The sequence below is a fragment of the Ensifer sp. B1-9 genome, assembly GCF_050474445.1.
Classification (GTDB): Bacteria; Pseudomonadota; Alphaproteobacteria; order Rhizobiales; family Rhizobiaceae; genus Ensifer.
In genome coordinates, this window is sequence record NZ_JBCHVG010000011.1 from 99,080 (window position 1) to 114,966 (window position 15,887).

The following is a 15,887-nucleotide window of genomic DNA, read 5'->3' on the forward strand; positions in this document are numbered from 1 at the left end:
TAAAGCCCATGATCCCGCGCTACTCCCGTCCGGAAATGGTGGCCATCTGGTCGCCGGAAACCAAGTTCCGCATCTGGTTCGAGATCGAGGCCCATGCCTGCGATGCACTTGCCGAAATCGGCGTGATCCCGAAGGATGCAGCCCGCACGATCTGGGAAAAGGGCGGCGCGGCCACCTTCGACGTGGCGCGCATCGATGAGATCGAAGCCGTCACCAAGCATGACGTCATCGCCTTCCTGACGCACCTTGCCGAATTCGTCGGCCCGGACAGCCGCTTCATCCACCAGGGCATGACGTCGTCCGACGTGCTCGACACCTGCTTCAACGTGCAGCTCGTCCGTGCGACCGATCTGCTGCTTTCCGATCTCGACAAGCTGCTCGAAGCGCTGAAGCGCCGCGCCTTCGAACACAAGGACACGGTGACGATCGGCCGCTCGCACGGCATCCATGCCGAGCCGACCACCTTCGGCGTCAAGCTGGCGCTGGCCTATGCCGAGTTCGACCGCTGCAAGCAGCGCCTGCTGGCCGCGCGCGAGGAAGTCGCCACCTGTGCGATCTCCGGCGCCGTCGGCACCTTCGCCAACATCGACCCGCGCGTGGAAGAACACGTCGCCAAGGCGCTCGGCCTGAAGCCGGAGCCGGTTTCGACCCAGGTCATCCCGCGCGACCGTCATGCCATGTACTTCGCGACCCTTGGCGTCATCGCCTCGTCGATCGAGCGCCTGGCGACGGAAATCCGTCACCTGCAGCGCACCGAGGTGCTCGAAGCCGAAGAGTATTTCTCGCCGGGCCAGAAGGGTTCGTCGGCAATGCCGCACAAGCGTAACCCGGTCCTGACCGAGAACCTGACGGGTCTTGCCCGCATGGTCCGCGCCTTCTCGGTACCCGCCATGGAAAACGTTGCCCTCTGGCACGAGCGCGACATCTCGCACTCCTCCGTCGAGCGCATGATCGGACCGGACGCGACGGTGACGCTCGACTTCGCGCTTGCTCGCCTGACCGGCGTGATCGACAAGTTGCTCGTCTACCCCGAGAACATGATCAAGAACATGAACAAGTTCCGTGGTCTCGTCCATTCGCAGCGGGTGCTGCTGGCGCTGACCCAGGCCGGTGTTTCGCGTGAGGATGCCTACCGCCTCGTGCAGCGCAACGCCATGAAGGTTTGGGAACAGGGCAAGGACTTCCTTGAAGAACTGCTGGCCGATACGGAAGTCCGTGCGGCGCTCTCCGAGGAGGATATCCGCGAGAAGTTCGATCTTGGCTACCACACCAAGCACGTCGACACGATTTTCAAGCGCGTCTTCGGCTGAGCCTGACAGCTCCCGGGTCACGCGCCCGCGTTGCATCTGATGAATATGCCCGCATTTGGCGCAGATCGCTCGAATGCGGGCATTTCTTTTAGCGCGACGTTCAGTGATCGTGTGTGACGATCTCCTGCATGTCTTCGTCGTTAAATCGATCTCGATTTGGGGACGAAGACATGCAGAAAATCAAAGTGCTACAGCGACCTTTGCGCGTCTGATAAGACGCGCGGCGCTGTAGGCCTGTCAAACCGGCTCCGAGGATCACATGGCCTACAAGGACGGCACCGAGCGTACGGGTATACGCACACAGACGAAGATCACCGGCATGGTCACCTGCAAGACCGGGTCCAGTAACGGCGTCGTCAAGGACCTTTCGGACGAAGGCATCTGCTTCCAGCTCTATTTCGACATCGGCGCCAAAACCGGGCAGGAAGTGACGATCCGAAGCGAAGAACTGGGCTTCCTGACCGGCATGGTACGCTGGTACCGCGGCGACAAGATCGGCATCAAGCTCAACCTGTCGTCCAACACGGCGGCCCAGATATCCTCCTACTACAAGCACTTTCGCTAGACCGGAGACCGGTCAACGCCAGCGCCGTCAAGCGCCGCAGGTCAATTGACCTGCGGCGCTTTTCGCTTTGAGAGGTCGCGCCGGCCTTCGCCGGGCGGCGCCGGGCCTATCGTGTACGGGCGCGCGGACCGGGTTCCACCATCTTGCGATAGAGGTGCCATGTGGCATGGCCGAAGATCGGCATGATGACGGCGAGGCCGACGAAGATCGGGATGGATCCGATCACCAGGCCTGCCGCGATGATGAAGCCCCAGAGGGCAACGGGTACCGGATTGACCAGGGTAGCGCGGATCGACGTCTCGACTGCCGCGACGGCTCCGACGTCACGATCGATCAGCAACGGGAAGGATACGACCGTCGTCGACAGCACGATGACGGCGAAGACGAAGCCGACGGCATTGCCAACGAGGATAAGGTTCCAACCCGGCTCGGTACCGATGATGCCATTCCAGAAGGCGACGATCGAAGCCGGCGGTTCGGCTCCGAAGATTTGTACGTAGAGCGCCTGGGCTACCAGCAGCCAAACGATGAAGATCACGAAGAGCATGGCAGCGACGGCCATGATCGATGGTAAGGCCGGGGAGCGATGCAAGCGAAGCGCATGCGGCCATGAATAGTCCATGCCGAGTTCACGCCGTCGGCTGATTTCGTAAAGGCCGATCGCCGCGACGGGGCCTATGAGGGCAAAGCCCGAGACCAGCGGATAAAGCAGCGGTAACATGTTCGCGCCCGCGCTCCAGGTGATCAGCACCGCGCCGGCAATCGGGTATATCAGGCAAAGGAAGACGTAATGCGACGGCTTCTCGCGAAAATCTTCGAATCCGAGACGCAAGGCATCGAACACATCCGAGACGCCGATTTTCTTTATCCCGGGGTGGGCGACACTCGCGTCCGGCCCCGACAGAACATGGAATGTTGTCATGGCTCACACTCCTCAACGAACCAGAGCGGCCACGGAACAGCGATGCGACGGAACAAAGTCGCACCAACCGCGACCGTCATGCCGATTATACAGAAAATGAAGGCGCTGTCGCCTGCCGCATGTTTCGTCGGATCGTCGCCGATTTCGGGATCAAGCATGCAGCATTTCGAAATCTTGCTGCGGCTATAGCGCCTCTCAAAAGGCACGCGGCGTTGCAGGCCTTGACTTCGGCCGCTTTCAGCGCCACATCGCGGCCACCATGAAAGTATCCGACGCCCATATCCTCATCGTCCCCGGCTACACCAACTCCGGACCGGAGCATTGGCAGACCCGCTGGGAGCGCAAGATGTCCACCGCGCGCCGCGTCGAGCAGGCGGAGTGGGCAAAGCCCGTGCGCGAGGATTGGGTGGCGCGCATGGTCGAAGAGGTCAACGCCGCCGAGAAGCCGGTCGTCATCGTCGCCCATTCACTTGGCGTCGCAACTGCGGTGCACGCCCTGCCCCATATCAACAAGCCGATCGCCGGCGCCTTCCTCGTCGCACCTCCGGATGTGGCCAATCCGACGATCCGCCCGAAACATCTGATGACGTTCGGCCCCTATCCGCGTGATCCCTTGCCGTTCCCGTCGCTGATGGTCGCGAGCCGCAACGATCCTTTCGGCTCCTACGATCACGCCGACGATATTGCCAATGCCTGGGGTTCGCTGCTCGTCGACGCCGGCGAATCCGGCCATATCAACACCGAGTCCGGGCATGGCCCGTGGCCGGAGGGGACGATGGTGTTTGCCCAGTTCCTGAGCCGCCTGAAGCCTTGATTCTTCAGGCGAACTGGTTGACGGCCCTTAATCCTGCAACTTCCCATTAATCCGACGTTCATTGTCCGCCGTCATCATCGGTCGGCATGGCAGCGCGACTCGTCCTCGAAGGAGCGTCGAGCGTTGTCGAATCTTGATTTGCAGCCTGATTTCCGGGTCTCACCGCCTTGGAATTTGCGGCCGCAAAGGCTGGATATGGGATAAGTGGCCGTCAACGAAGGTCTCACCAAAGGTGCGCGTGGTGCGCCGGCGAATTTGGATGTCCTCACGCAGGCCGCCCTGGAGCGCTTGCCAGCCGGGGCAATCATTGCCAATGAGCTGGGGCGGATCGTAACGACCAACGCGCGCGCCGGCGAACTGCTGCTAAGGACGCCGGCTTCGCTGCGGAAAGCCCTCCTCGGAGATCTCGTGCTGGATGAAGACCGGCCCCTGTTGCCGGGCCGGGATGTGTTGCCGCCGGCGGCCACCTCGTCCATGACGCTCCGCTTCAAAAGCCTCTCCGGCCCGCTGCCGATGCTCGTCTCCTGGTCGCCCGTGCTTTTCGCCGGACAGGACGCCTTTCTCCTGCTGATGCTCCCGGTCCATGATCTCGTCGACGAAATCGCCGGCCTGCGCAATGACGAGACCCGCTGGAAATATGCGCTCGACAGCGCGCTTGAAGGCGTATGGGACCACGACTTCGAAACCGGGAACCTGTTTTACTCCACCACCTGGAAGCGGATTCGTGGCCTGCCTGACGATGCCGAGGTCGACGGGACTCTTGAGACCTGGATCCAGAACGTTCACCCCGACGACCGCGCGCGCGTGCGGGCCGCAATCGAGCGGCAGGATTCCGGCGAGGCGGTATACAACACTTTCGAGTACCGCGAGCGCCACGCGGACGGGCATTGGGTCTGGATCGAGAGCCGCGGTGCGTCCGTTGCCTATTGGCCGGACGGCAGGCCCAGCCGCATCATCGGCACCGACACGGACATTACCGCCCGCAAGGAGGCGGAGGCGCGGCTCGAAGAGGTCTCGCGCCGCCTGAGGCTCGCGCTCGACGTCTCGAAGATCGGCGTGTTCGACTTCAACCTCGACGCTGAGCGTGATGACTGGGACGAGCGCATGTTCGAGATCTACGGCCTCGATCCAGGTGACGGGCCGCCGAGCTCCGAGGCCTGGGAAAACATGCTGCATCCCGATGACCGCGACAAGGTCATCGCTCGGACGATCGAAGGTATCGCCTCCGGCAAGCGCTACAGCAATGCCTTTCGCATCGTGCGGCCGGACGGCTCGATCCGGCATATCCGCTCCAATGCCGCGACCTATGTCGATCATCTCGGAACGCGAAAGCTCATCGGGGCGAACTGGGATGTCACCGAAGACATCGCCTTGCAGGAGGAGTTGCGCCAGGCTCAGGCCTCCGCCGAGGCGCGCAACCGCGAGCTCGAGCAGGCACGGACAAGGATCGAATACAACGCCCTGCACGACTACCTGACGGATCTGCCCAACCGGCGCTACCTCGATCAGATGCTGGCTGAGAATGTCGCGGTCAACGCCATCCTGCATATCGATCTCGATCGTTTCAAGCAGATCAACGACACACTCGGGCACCAGGCCGGCGATGCCATGCTGACCCACGCGGCCGCCATCCTGCGTGCGCATGCGCGCCACGACGATTTCATTGCCCGCATCGGCGGCGACGAGTTCGTCATTCTGTGCCGCCGCGGCCGTAACCTGCCGCAGCTCTCCGAGCTTGCCGAGCGCATCGTTCACGCCTTCCGTCGCCCCATTCCCTATGAGGGCCAGCTCTGCCGCCTCGGCGCCAGCATCGGCATTGCCTGGAAAGGGCACGACGATTTCGATGCGAAGCAGTTGTTGATGAATGCCGATATCGCACTCTACCGGGCAAAGAGCCTCGGCCGCGACCGTGTCGAAGTCTTCTCCGAGCAGATCCAGACACAGATCCTGACGGCCAAACGGATCGGCGACGACATCCGCCTGGCGATCGAGGAAGGGCAGTTCACGGTTTACTACCAGCCACAGTTCGATGCGAATTCGCTGGAGATCACCGGCGTTGAGGCGCTGGTGCGGTGGAACCATCCCGAACGCGGCGTGCTCACGCCCTTCCACTTCCTGAAGGTCGCGGAGGAGATCAATGTCCTGCCGGCCATCGACCGCAAGGTCGTGGAGCTTGCCTATGCCGACTTTCAGTCCTGGCGGCAGTCCGGCTTCGCCGTTCCCAAGATTTCGGTCAACATGTCGTCGCCGCGCCTGCGCGATCCCGGTCTGATCGCCGACCTGCGGGATCTGCGGATTCCGCCTGGCGTGCTCTCGTTCGAATTGCTCGAATCCATTTTCCTCGACGATCCGGAGGATGAAATCGCCGAGACGATCTCGGCCCTCGGCGCTCTTGGCATCGAGGTGGAGATCGACGACTTCGGCACCGGACACGCCTCGATCATCGGCTTGCTCAATCTCAACCCGGCGCGGCTCAAGATCGACCGGGCGCTGGTCGGACCGATCACGGAGAGTGCGAAACAGGCAAAGCTCGTCCGCGCAATTATCGACATTGGCCACTCGCTCAACATCGAGGTCGTCGGCGAAGGCGTCGAGACCTGGGAGCATGCAGCGATGCTGCGCGATCTCGGCTGCGATGTGCTGCAGGGTTATGCACTGGCCCGACCGATGGATCGTCTGGAGCTTGAGCGGCGCCTGCGGCGCGGATGGAAGCCGGTCTTCGGCAAAGCCGACAATTAACCCAGCCGCATGGCCGTGCGGTCGCCGCGGGCGCGCTTGTCTATCAGCTGTTCTGTATCTGTTGGATCGCTTCGGCGAGAAGCTCAAGCATCCGCTTGCGGATTTGCTCTTCCGTTTGGGCAACGCCCGCGGCGTCAAAATCCGCTTTGAGCTTGCGGATGATCTTTTCGTGACCGGCACGCTCGAAGTCGGCGGTCACCACTTCCGTCGCATAGGCTTCGGCATCGGGCTTGCCGAGCAGGCCGGCAGCCCAGAGACCAAGCAGTCTGTTGCCACGCGCCTCGGCTTTGAACTTCAGTTCTTCGTCCAGCGCAAACTTCGCTTCAAAGGCTTTTTCGCGATCCTGCATAGTGGTCATCAAATGATCTCCCTGAGAATTCGGTGCCTTAAATAGTTATCGCCATAACCAAAATGGAGGTCAAACTGAATTGCGTTCTTTTCGGGTTTCGCGACTTTCATGCTACCCTCTGCAAATCAGGGGGACGGAAAGATACGCCGATTGTGAAATCCGTTCTTTTCAGCTATGGACCCCGGGAGATATTCCACGAGCGCGACCCAAGAGCGCCAACAACCACAGAGACAGAATCCATGAATCGTCGCCGCCGTATCTACGAGGGCAAGGCCAAGATCCTCTATGAGGGTCCGGAGCCGGGCACGCTCATCCAGTTCTTCAAGGACGACGCGACCGCCTTCAACAAGAAAAAGCATGACGTCATCGACGGCAAGGGCGTGCTGAACAACCGTATTTCCGAGTACATCTTCACGCATCTCAACAAGATCGGCATTCCGACGCACTTCATCCGCCGGCTCAACATGCGCGAGCAGTTGATCAAGGAAGTCGAGATCATCCCGCTCGAGATCGTCGTGCGCAACGTCGCCGCCGGTTCGCTGGCCAAGCGCCTCGGTATCGAGGAAGGCACCGTTCTGCCCCGCTCGATCATCGAGTTCTACTACAAGGCCGACGCGCTCGATGACCCGATGGTCTCCGAAGAGCACATCACCGCCTTCGGCTGGGCAAGCCCCCAGGAACTTGATGACATCATGGCGCTCGCCATCCGCATCAACGACTTCCTTTCGGGCCTGTTCCTGGGCGTCGGCATCCAGCTCGTCGATTTCAAGATCGAATGCGGCCGCCTGTTCGAGGGCGACATGATGCGCATCGTGCTTGCCGACGAGATCTCGCCGGATAGCTGCCGCCTCTGGGACATCGAGACTCGCGAGAAGCTCGACAAGGACCGCTTCCGCCGCGACCTCGGCGGCCTCGTCGAGGCCTACCAGGAAGTCGCCCGCCGTCTCGGCATCATGAACGAGAACGAACCCGTGCGCGGCACCGGTCCGGTTCTGGTGAAATAACTTCGGGGAAAATCAAAGTGATCAAGGCACGTGTAACCGTGACGCTGAAAAACGGCGTTCTCGATCCGCAGGGCAAGGCAATCGAAGGCGCTCTCGGCGCTCTCGGCTTCGACGGCATCGGCCAGGTTCGCCAGGGCAAGGTCTTCGATCTGCAGATCGAATCCGCAGACAAGGCCAAGGCCGAGGAAGACCTCAAGGCCATGTGCGAAAAGCTGCTCGCCAACACGGTGATCGAGAACTACAGCATCTCGTTCGCCTGATCGATCAGGCATCGAAATCGTTCCGCGCTTTCAGGCGCGGAACCAGACGTTAAGCACCGCCGGAGCAGCACGAGCGCCTCAGGGAGCGCTGCTGTTTTCGTCGGAGAAGGTGCCTGGCTCTCTGGGGCGCGGCATCAAGATGACATCTCGCCGCTAACGGAGACAGAGATATGAAGTCAGCCGTCGTCCAGCTTCCGGGCCTCAATCGCGACCGCGACATGATCGCGGCCCTCACCAAGATTTCCGGCAAGGCACCGGTCACCGTCTGGCAGACGGAAACCGACATTCCGGATGTCGACCTGATCGTCATTCCCGGCGGCTTCTCCTATGGCGACTATCTGCGCTGTGGCGCGATCGCGGCGCGCATGCCGGTCATGCAGGCGATCAAGGCCAAGGCGGAAAAGGGCGTCAAGGTTCTCGGCGTCTGCAACGGCTTCCAGATCCTCGTCGAAGCCGGCCTCCTGCCGGGCGCACTGATGCGCAATGCCTCGCTCAAGTTCGTCTGCCGCGAGATCAAGCTCGAAGTGGTCAATGCCGAGACCGATTTCACCCGCGCCTATTCGAAGGGCCAGATCATCCGATCGCCGGTCGCCCACCATGACGGCAACTATTTTGCCGATGCCGAGACGCTGAAGACGATCGAAGGCAACGGCCAGGTGGTGTTCCGCTATGCCGAAGGCACCAACCCGAATGGCTCGATGAACGATATCGCCGGCGTGATGAATGCCGGAGGCAACGTGCTCGGCATGATGCCGCATCCGGAAAACCTGATCGAAGCCGCACACGGTGGCTCTGACGGCCGCGGTCTCTTCGCATCGGCGCTTGAAGTAATCGCCGCTTAACCATCCGGCTGATAGAAGGCATCCGACCCATCCCCAAATGCGAGCGAGACCGTCGATGCCTTCATTCTTCCCTGGACGCCTGACCAGCCTCGCCTGCGCGACGTTTGGCCTGACGCTACTCGCATCCTGCCAATCGCCAAAGCCGCCGGCGCCAAGCCCGAACACGGCTGCGCTGCCGACTATGGAGCGCGTGGCGCTTGGCGCCAATAGCTGCTGGTTCAAATCGGGCGATTCCGAGTTCAAGTCCTATCGCCTGGCGCCGGAGCTCAATTCCTTCTCCGGCCGTCCTCGCGTTCTGATCGTGCCGCGCAAGTCGCCGGAAGCCCGGCCGCTCGCGGTCATCCAGGCCGAGGGCAACCCGGCGCGCCTGCAGGCCTTCGGGCCGTTGATGAGCGAACCGGTCGGTACGCGCATGGCCACCGATATCAAGCGCTGGGCCGCCGGCGGACAGGGCTGCAAGTAGCTCCAAGCCGAATTGTCGAATCGATCCAGGGGCCGCCGTCCTCAGTGGGCGCCGGCCCTTGGCGTATCGCCGAGCAGTGGTTCCGATCCGATAGGGGAGCGCGCGTCGTTGTCGCAAAACCGCTTCGCAGGTTCGCGCGACATTCTCAGCGCCAGAACGGCACGATCGACTGCTGGCGCGCATCCTTCGCGGAAACGCCGATATCTCTAAGTTGCCAGTCGCTCATTTCCCCGAGCGCCAGACGGCCGCGCCGCTTCGCCGCCAACTCGCAATAAAGACCCCAAAGCCGCTTCAGCACGCTCTCGCGCTGTTCCGGATAGTCGCCGCCCAGCAATGCGCTGCTGCACTCGACGGACTTCGCACCCGGGCGGGACAAACAAATTGTATCTATTGTACTCATTGATAACCCCAATGTAGCGATTGCTATCGTTGCATTGGTGATAATTGACATATTTCGCGCTGTAATCTAAAGAATTGTCACTATGACAAATTGGCTTCCGGACATTCAGCAGGGTCACGGTCCGCTCTATGCGCGGATTGCCGACCAGATCGAACACGCAATCGGCAGTGGCGCCCTCCCCGTCGGCGCCAAATTGCCACCTCAGCGCAACCTCGCCTACGATATCGGCGTGACAATCGGTACGATTGGGCGCGCCTACAACATCGTGCGCGAACGCGGACTGGTGAGCGGCGAAGTCGGACGCGGCACCTATGTGCTTGATCATCCCGAGAGCCGCCCGCCGGAACAGGCGGATCCGCTGACGACTTCGCTTGCCGGCACCCGACCGCTCGTCGCACCTGCCGGCAAATTGCGATTTGACAGCACGGCGGCACCCGATATCGGCCAAGGCACGGTCTTGAGTGAGGTGCTCGGCGAGATCAGCAACGACCACCATGCGGACATCGCAAGCTACGCACGCAACTTCCCGGACCATTGGTTCGAGGCGGGTTGCCTGTGGCTGGCGCGCGGCGGCTTCCGCCCGAAGCCGGAAAACATCGTGCCGACGCTCGGTGCCCATGCGGCCGTCGTCGCCGTCATCACTGCGGTCACGGCACCCGGCGACCGCATTGCCTTCGAGACGCTCACCTATTCGCAGGTGAGCCGCAGCGCCGGCCTGGTCGGCCGCCGCACGACGCTGGTCGAATCCGACGAGTTCGGCATGATCCCCGAGGATTTCGAGCGCGTCTGCGCGCAGCAGCATCCGAAGCTCGCCTTCCTGATGCCGAGCGCCCATAACCCGACCGTCGCCGTCATGCCGCTTGCCCGCCGCCAGGCGATCGCCGACATCGCCCGCAAATACGGTGTCTGGCTTGTGGAGGATGATCTCTATGGCGCGATGACCGGTGACCAGACGCCGCTCTTGGCCGAGCTTGCGCCGGAACGCACCTTTCTGGTCGGCGGTCTTTCGAAGTCGGTGGCTGCCGGTGTTCGCGGCGGCTGGGTCGCCTGCCCTCCGCATTTCAGTCAGCGCATCCGTATTGCGCACAAGATGGTGAGTGGCGGTCTGCCGTTCATCCTGGCTGAGCTTTGCGCCCGGCTCGTGCTTTCCGGTTCGGCTGCAATCCTGCGGAGCAAGGGCATCGAAGAGGTGCGCGCCCGCGAAGCGATGGCCCGCGAATTCTTCGAGGGCATCGAGTTCACCTCGCACCCCTGCATTCCGTTCCTCTGGATGAAGTTGCCCGATCCGTGGCTCTCCGGCACCTTCAAGCAGGCGGCACTGCAGGAAGGCGTGCTCGTCGATGACGAGGACGAGTTCAAAGCCGGACGCACCGACCGCGTTTTCCACCGCATTCGCATCGGCTTTTCATCACCGCCGGACCGGGCCCAGGTGAGAGCGGGTTTTCAGACGCTGAAGCGGCTGCTCGACAGCGGGCGCGCGGGTTACGACAGTTTCGAGTGACTATAGAAATCCACGGGGTGACTTTCAGGCAAGGTTGAGCAACATACTACTTTAGCAGTTTTGCGCACATGATTCGCTTGTAAGGATTCCGCATGCCGCTACCGTTCAGCCCCGCCTCGTCGCCTCGCATTGCATATCTTCTTCTCGCTACGACCATGTTGACCTTCGCCGCTCCGGCCTTTGCCGCGGACGGCGTTTTCGACGAAATGCGGTTCGGCGTCACAACGTCGATCGCCGCCGGCGACAAGCAGGAGGACGGAGTGTTTCCGTCGTTCACCGTCTATTTCGACCCGTTTGACGCCGATGGGGCGACCGACTTCGGCGATAAGCTGCTGCGGCCGCGCATCCATGCGGGCGCAGCGGTTGCGACCTCGTCCAACGGTGTCAATCAGGCCTATGCTGGGTTGAGCTGGACCTTCGACATGACGAAGCGCCTTTTCGTCGAGTTTGGCGCCGGCGGCACGGTTCATGATGGCGACCTCGACAATCCGAATGGTTCCGGTCCTCAGCTCGGCTGCCGCTTCCTCTTCCGCGAATACGCCGCCGCCGGCGTCCGTCTCGATGAGCACTGGAACGTCTCGGCGACCGTGGAACATGCTTCGCATGCCAATCTGTGCGACGGTCCGAACAATGGCCTGACACGTGCCGGCCTCGCGCTCGGCTACAAGTTCTGACGCTGGCTGCCTTCCGGAAAGCTCCCTCTACGGGCGTCAGCCACTGTTGATCGCCCGTATTTTTCTGTCGCGCCGCGCCGCAGCATAGGCTAAAGAAGCCGCAAAGCGCCCCCTGTTTCTGTTGCGGTTCGCACGCGCCATATTCCTCGTAAGTGGATTGCGCGCCGCCCGAAGGATTTGACGGTCGACGATGACGATTTCCAACACCCGCCCCATCACCCCGGACCTCATCGCATCGCACGGGCTGAAGCCCGACGAATACGAGCGCATCCTGAGCCTGATCGGGCGCGAGCCGACCTTTACCGAACTCGGCATCTTCTCGGCGATGTGGAACGAACACTGCTCCTACAAGTCTTCGAAGAAGTGGCTGCGCACGCTGCCGACCAAGGGACCGCGCGTCATCCAGGGCCCGGGCGAAAACGCCGGCGTCGTCGACATCGATGACGGCGACTGCGTCGTCTTCAAGATGGAGAGCCACAACCACCCGTCCTATATCGAACCCTACCAGGGTGCCGCGACCGGCGTCGGCGGCATCCTGCGCGACGTCTTCACCATGGGCGCGCGCCCGGTTGCGGCGATGAACGCACTTCGCTTCGGCTCGCCGGATCATCCGAAAACCCGCCACCTGGTTTCGGGCGTCGTTGCCGGCGTCGGCGGTTACGGCAATTCCTTCGGCGTTCCGACCGTCGGCGGTGAAGTCGAGTTCGACGCCCGCTACAACGGCAACATCCTCGTCAACGCCTTTGCCGCCGGTCTCGCCAAGAGCGACGCGATCTTCTATTCCAAGGCCGAAGGCGTCGGGCTTCCGGTCGTCTATCTCGGCGCCAAGACCGGCCGCGATGGTGTCGGCGGCGCGACCATGGCGTCTGCCGAATTCGACGAGTCGATCGAAGAGAAGCGCCCGACCGTTCAGGTCGGCGACCCCTTCACCGAAAAGTGCCTGCTCGAAGCCTGCCTCGAACTGATGCAGACCGGCGCCGTCATCGCCATTCAGGACATGGGTGCAGCCGGCCTCACCTGCTCCGCCGTCGAAATGGGCGCCAAGGGCGACCTCGGCATCGAGCTCGATCTCGACAAGGTGCCGGTGCGCGAAGAGCGCATGACCGCTTATGAAATGATGCTGTCGGAGAGCCAGGAGCGCATGCTCATGGTGCTGGAGCCTGCCAAGGAAGAGGTTGCCAAGGCGATCTTCGTCAAGTGGGGCCTCGATTTCGCGATCGTCGGCAAGACCACCGACGACCTGCGCTTCCGCATCCTGCACCAGGGCGAACAGGTCGCTGATCTGCCGATCAAGGAACTGGGCGACCAGGCCCCGGAATATGACCGCCCCTGGACCCCGGCGAAGACCCCTGCGCGGCTGGCAACCAACGACATTCCGGCCGCCGATGTTGCCGATGCGCTCGTCAAGCTCGTCGGTTCGGCCAACAACTCGTCGCGCCGCTGGGTCTACGAGCAGTACGACACGCTGATCCAGGGCAATTCGCTGCAGCTTCCCGGCGGTGACGCCGGCGTCGTTCGCGTCGAGGGCCACGCCTCCAAGGCGCTCGCCTTCTCGTCCGACGTGACGCCGCGTTATGTCGAAGCCGATCCCTACGAGGGCGGCAAGCAGGCCGTCGCCGAGTGCTGGCGCAACCTGACGGCAACCGGCGCGCTGCCGCTCGCTGCGACCGACAACCTCAACTTCGGCAACCCGGAGCGTCCGGAGATCATGAGCCAGTTCGTCCACGCCATCAAAGGCATCGGCGAAGCCTGCACGGCGCTCGATTTCCCGATCGTCTCCGGCAACGTCTCGCTCTACAACGAGACCAACGGCCAGGCGATCCTGCCGACCCCGACGATTGGCGGTGTTGGCCTGATCAAGGACTGGTCGAAGATGGCGCGCATCCGCTTTGCGGCCGAAGGCGAGACGATCCTGCTCGCCGGTGCGCCGGAAGGTCTCGGTTCCCACATCGCCCAGTCGGTCTACCTGCGTGACGTTCATGGCCGCACCGACGGTCCGGCGCCGCATGTCGATCTCGCCCACGAGCGCAAGGTTGGCGATTTCGTCCGCGGCCTGATCGTCGATGGTCTCGCAACCGCCGTGCACGACTGCTCGTCGGGTGGCCTGGCGCTTGCTGTCGCCGAAATGGCGATGGCCTCGGGCATCGGCGCTACGGTCGATACGGTTGCCGGCCACGACCCGATTGCCACCTTCTATGGCGAAGACCAGGGCCGCTACGTTGTGACGGTTGCTGCCGGCGCGCTCGACGGGGTTGTAGCACGGGCGAAGGCCGCCGGCGTCTCGCTCCCGGTTATCGGCAAGACCGGCGGCGATGCCGTCAAGCTCGGCGACGCCAGGGCGGTTCCGGTTACGGATCTGCGTGCCGCCCACGAAGCCTGGTTCCCGGAATTCATGCAGGGCGACCTCGCGCCGGAGAACTGAGACAGGAACAGCGCCATCACGGCGGGCGATTTTTCCGGACGCGCCATGTTCGATTGGAACGACCTGAAATATTTTCTCGCCGTGGCGCGCACAGGCTCCACGCTTGCCGCCGCGCGCAGCCTCAGGGTCAATCAGACGACCGTCGCTCGCCGGATCGACGCGCTCGAGCGCGGTCTCGGCCTTGCCCTCTTCGTGCGTCTCCCGAACGGCTATCGCCTCACGGAGCGCGGGGAAGCGACCGTCGCGCTTGCCGAACAGGTTGAGCAAGGCGCCAGGATGCTGGCCGACACGACACGCGGGTGGAGCCGGGCGATCGCGGGAACCGTGCGCGTGACCACGACGGAGATTCTTGCGATCGACGTGGTGGCGCCGCTGGTCTTCGAACTGCGCAGCCAGCACCCGTCATTGTCCATTGAACTGATCGCCGATGATCGCCGGCTCGACCTTTCGCGCGGTGAAGTGGATGTGGCGCTCCGCGTCGGCTCCTGCCCGGAAGAGCCGGGCATCGTGCGGCGCCGGCTTGCGACCAGTGTGTGGGCGCTTCATTGCGCCAAATCCTACGCCGCGCGCCACGGCTTGCCCGGCACCGTCGCCGACCTCGGCCGACATGAGATCGTCGGCGGCACCGGCGGTCTCGCGGGATTGGGGCCTCTCGTCGCCTTGCGGAAAGCGGCACCCGATGTCCCGATCGGGATCCACTGCAATTCCGTGCCCAATCTGATCGCGGCGGTCCGCTCGGGGGTCGCCGTTGGCCCGCTTCCGTGCTGGGCTGCTTCCGAGGACGACGACTTGCTGCGCTGTCCCATTCCCGAACTCGAGGCCCGTTCGGATATCTGGCTCCTCTATCACGAAAGCCTCCGCGAGAGCCCGCACGTGCGGCTGTTTCGCGAAGCGGTGACGGCTCGCTTCGCAGCCGTCCGCCACCGGTTCGAGGGCCGCCCCGCGCCAAGGGCCTAGGCGGTTTCTGGCCTATCCTCCTTTGCGGCCAGACAATGGCTCGCCGAGCCTGGAAAGCCCAGTTGCCGCGCCTGCGAGCCGCCGTCCCGCGCGCCCCAACGCCGGGCGATCTTGCCGTCGCGGAAATCGAACCATTCGATCGCCTGCAGCTCGTAGGAATGGCCGGTCGGTTGCTTGAAGTCCAGAAACGGGCCGGTCCATTTGCCGCTTTCGCGCAGGCGAACCACGACGGTGTCACCGTCGGCCACCATGGACAGAACGTCCAGCCTCATGTTCAGCCCATGATGAAGGTCGTGCCAGACGCGTGCCGCAAAATCGAAGGCACCGGTGCCCACCACCCCCTGGATCTCCGCGTCGACGGTAAAGAGCGGGCGCAGCGCCTCGATATCCCCGGCATTCATCGCCTGCACATAGGCTTCGACCGTCGCCCTGTTCGCCTGATCTCGTGGCATGTGACCTCCCTGCCGGGGCCCGGCACATCGGCACGGGCGCTATTGAAACGAGGGGCGGCAACGGTTTTTCGCCTCGTCTCGCCGCCCCGTCGCGCATTAGAGAGGAACCTGCATTTCGCTGCTATCAGCTTTGTCGCAGCGACCCTCTGCAGATTTGCAGAACATCGATTGCCGTCGACACCTCGTTGCTGCTCACCTGATTCAGCATTTGCG

17 protein-coding genes are annotated in these 15,887 nt (G+C 62.8%); 12 read left to right on the plus strand and 5 right to left on the minus strand.

All coding sequences use genetic code 11. The features are described 5' to 3' along the window. Positions 1-8 precede the first annotated feature (8 nt). Together purB and ACQ5BM_RS21090 are read left to right on the plus strand one after the other, a co-directional pair. Positions 9-1,310, plus strand: a complete 1,302-nt coding sequence (purB, locus tag ACQ5BM_RS21085; protein WP_429815449.1) for an adenylosuccinate lyase — start codon at positions 9-11, stop codon at positions 1,308-1,310. Positions 1,311-1,569: 259 nt separating this feature from the next. Further along, complete coding sequence (locus tag ACQ5BM_RS21090) at positions 1,570-1,875, plus strand: PilZ domain-containing protein (protein ID WP_429815452.1); 306 nt, start codon at positions 1,570-1,572, stop codon at positions 1,873-1,875. 106 nt (positions 1,876-1,981) lie between these two features. On the opposite strand, the gene ACQ5BM_RS21095 is transcribed toward ACQ5BM_RS21090, so the two are convergent. Both ACQ5BM_RS21095 and ACQ5BM_RS21100 read right to left on the minus strand, forming a co-directional pair. After that, positions 1,982-2,797: a DUF2189 domain-containing protein gene (locus ACQ5BM_RS21095; protein ID WP_429815453.1), complete on the minus strand. Its 816-nt coding sequence runs from the start codon at positions 2,795-2,797 to the stop codon at positions 1,982-1,984. Beyond that, complete coding sequence (locus tag ACQ5BM_RS21100; protein WP_429815455.1) at positions 2,794-2,955, minus strand: hypothetical protein; 162 nt, start codon at positions 2,953-2,955, stop codon at positions 2,794-2,796. Before ACQ5BM_RS21100 ends, ACQ5BM_RS21095 begins: the two co-directional genes overlap by 4 nt. Positions 2,956-3,056: 101 nt before the next feature. Between ACQ5BM_RS21100 and ACQ5BM_RS21105 the strand changes: the two genes are divergently transcribed. Further along, complete coding sequence (locus ACQ5BM_RS21105; protein ID WP_173516604.1) at positions 3,057-3,611, plus strand: RBBP9/YdeN family alpha/beta hydrolase; 555 nt, start codon at positions 3,057-3,059, stop codon at positions 3,609-3,611. Between the two features lie 204 nt (positions 3,612-3,815). Further along, the gene (locus tag ACQ5BM_RS21110; RefSeq protein ID WP_429815458.1) at positions 3,816-6,350 is read left to right on the plus strand and encodes an EAL domain-containing protein; all 2,535 of its coding nucleotides are present in this window, start codon (positions 3,816-3,818) and stop codon (positions 6,348-6,350) included. A 43-nt stretch (positions 6,351-6,393) separates the two neighbouring features. Here ACQ5BM_RS21110 and ACQ5BM_RS21115 read toward each other — a convergent pair whose 3' ends face one another. Continuing rightward, a complete protein-coding gene (locus ACQ5BM_RS21115; protein ID WP_429815461.1) occupies positions 6,394-6,708 on the minus strand; it encodes a DUF1476 domain-containing protein in 315 nt (104 codons plus the stop codon). A 230-nt stretch (positions 6,709-6,938) separates the two neighbouring features. Here ACQ5BM_RS21115 and purC point away from each other — a divergent pair, with 230 nt between their 5' ends. The 4 genes from purC (at position 6,939) to ACQ5BM_RS21135 (ending at position 9,268) form a co-directional block, all read left to right on the plus strand. Beyond that, positions 6,939-7,703, plus strand: coding sequence for a phosphoribosylaminoimidazolesuccinocarboxamide synthase (gene purC, locus ACQ5BM_RS21120; RefSeq protein ID WP_173516607.1), 765 nt, complete (start codon positions 6,939-6,941; stop codon positions 7,701-7,703). 17 nt (positions 7,704-7,720) lie between these two features. Further along, the gene (gene purS, locus ACQ5BM_RS21125; protein WP_034794427.1) at positions 7,721-7,963 is read left to right on the plus strand and encodes a phosphoribosylformylglycinamidine synthase subunit PurS; all 243 of its coding nucleotides are present in this window, start codon (positions 7,721-7,723) and stop codon (positions 7,961-7,963) included. Positions 7,964-8,133: 170 nt separating this feature from the next. Then, a complete protein-coding gene (purQ, locus tag ACQ5BM_RS21130; protein WP_173516609.1) occupies positions 8,134-8,805 on the plus strand; it encodes a phosphoribosylformylglycinamidine synthase subunit PurQ in 672 nt (223 codons plus the stop codon). A 55-nt stretch (positions 8,806-8,860) separates the two neighbouring features. Continuing rightward, positions 8,861-9,268, plus strand: coding sequence for a hypothetical protein (locus ACQ5BM_RS21135; protein ID WP_429815466.1), 408 nt, complete (start codon positions 8,861-8,863; stop codon positions 9,266-9,268). 145 nt (positions 9,269-9,413) lie between these two features. On the opposite strand, the gene ACQ5BM_RS21140 is transcribed toward ACQ5BM_RS21135, so the two are convergent. Continuing rightward, on the minus strand, positions 9,414-9,668 hold the full coding sequence (locus ACQ5BM_RS21140) for a DUF1127 domain-containing protein (RefSeq protein WP_429815469.1): 255 nt from the start codon (positions 9,666-9,668) through the stop codon (positions 9,414-9,416). 82 nt (positions 9,669-9,750) lie between these two features. On the opposite strand from ACQ5BM_RS21140, the gene ACQ5BM_RS21145 reads away from it, so the two are divergent. The 4 genes from ACQ5BM_RS21145 to ACQ5BM_RS21160 all read left to right on the plus strand — a co-directional run bounded on the left by ACQ5BM_RS21145 (position 9,751) and on the right by ACQ5BM_RS21160 (position 15,222). Then, complete coding sequence (locus ACQ5BM_RS21145; RefSeq protein ID WP_429815471.1) at positions 9,751-11,169, plus strand: PLP-dependent aminotransferase family protein; 1,419 nt, start codon at positions 9,751-9,753, stop codon at positions 11,167-11,169. A 155-nt stretch (positions 11,170-11,324) separates the two neighbouring features. After that, complete coding sequence (locus ACQ5BM_RS21150; protein WP_429815474.1) at positions 11,325-11,843, plus strand: acyloxyacyl hydrolase; 519 nt, start codon at positions 11,325-11,327, stop codon at positions 11,841-11,843. A 190-nt stretch (positions 11,844-12,033) separates the two neighbouring features. Continuing rightward, positions 12,034-14,265, plus strand: coding sequence for a phosphoribosylformylglycinamidine synthase subunit PurL (gene purL / locus ACQ5BM_RS21155; RefSeq protein WP_429815476.1), 2,232 nt, complete (start codon positions 12,034-12,036; stop codon positions 14,263-14,265). 45 nt (positions 14,266-14,310) lie between these two features. After that, positions 14,311-15,222 (plus strand): LysR family transcriptional regulator, encoded by a 912-nt coding sequence (locus ACQ5BM_RS21160; RefSeq protein ID WP_429815479.1) that lies wholly within the window; start codon positions 14,311-14,313, stop codon positions 15,220-15,222. Here the strand turns inward: ACQ5BM_RS21160 and ACQ5BM_RS21165 are convergent. Then, entirely contained in the window at positions 15,219-15,674 is a 456-nt protein-coding gene (locus tag ACQ5BM_RS21165) for an ester cyclase (protein ID WP_429815481.1), read from the minus strand. The genes ACQ5BM_RS21160 and ACQ5BM_RS21165 overlap by 4 nt on opposite strands. Between the last annotated feature and the right edge of the window lie 213 nt (positions 15,675-15,887).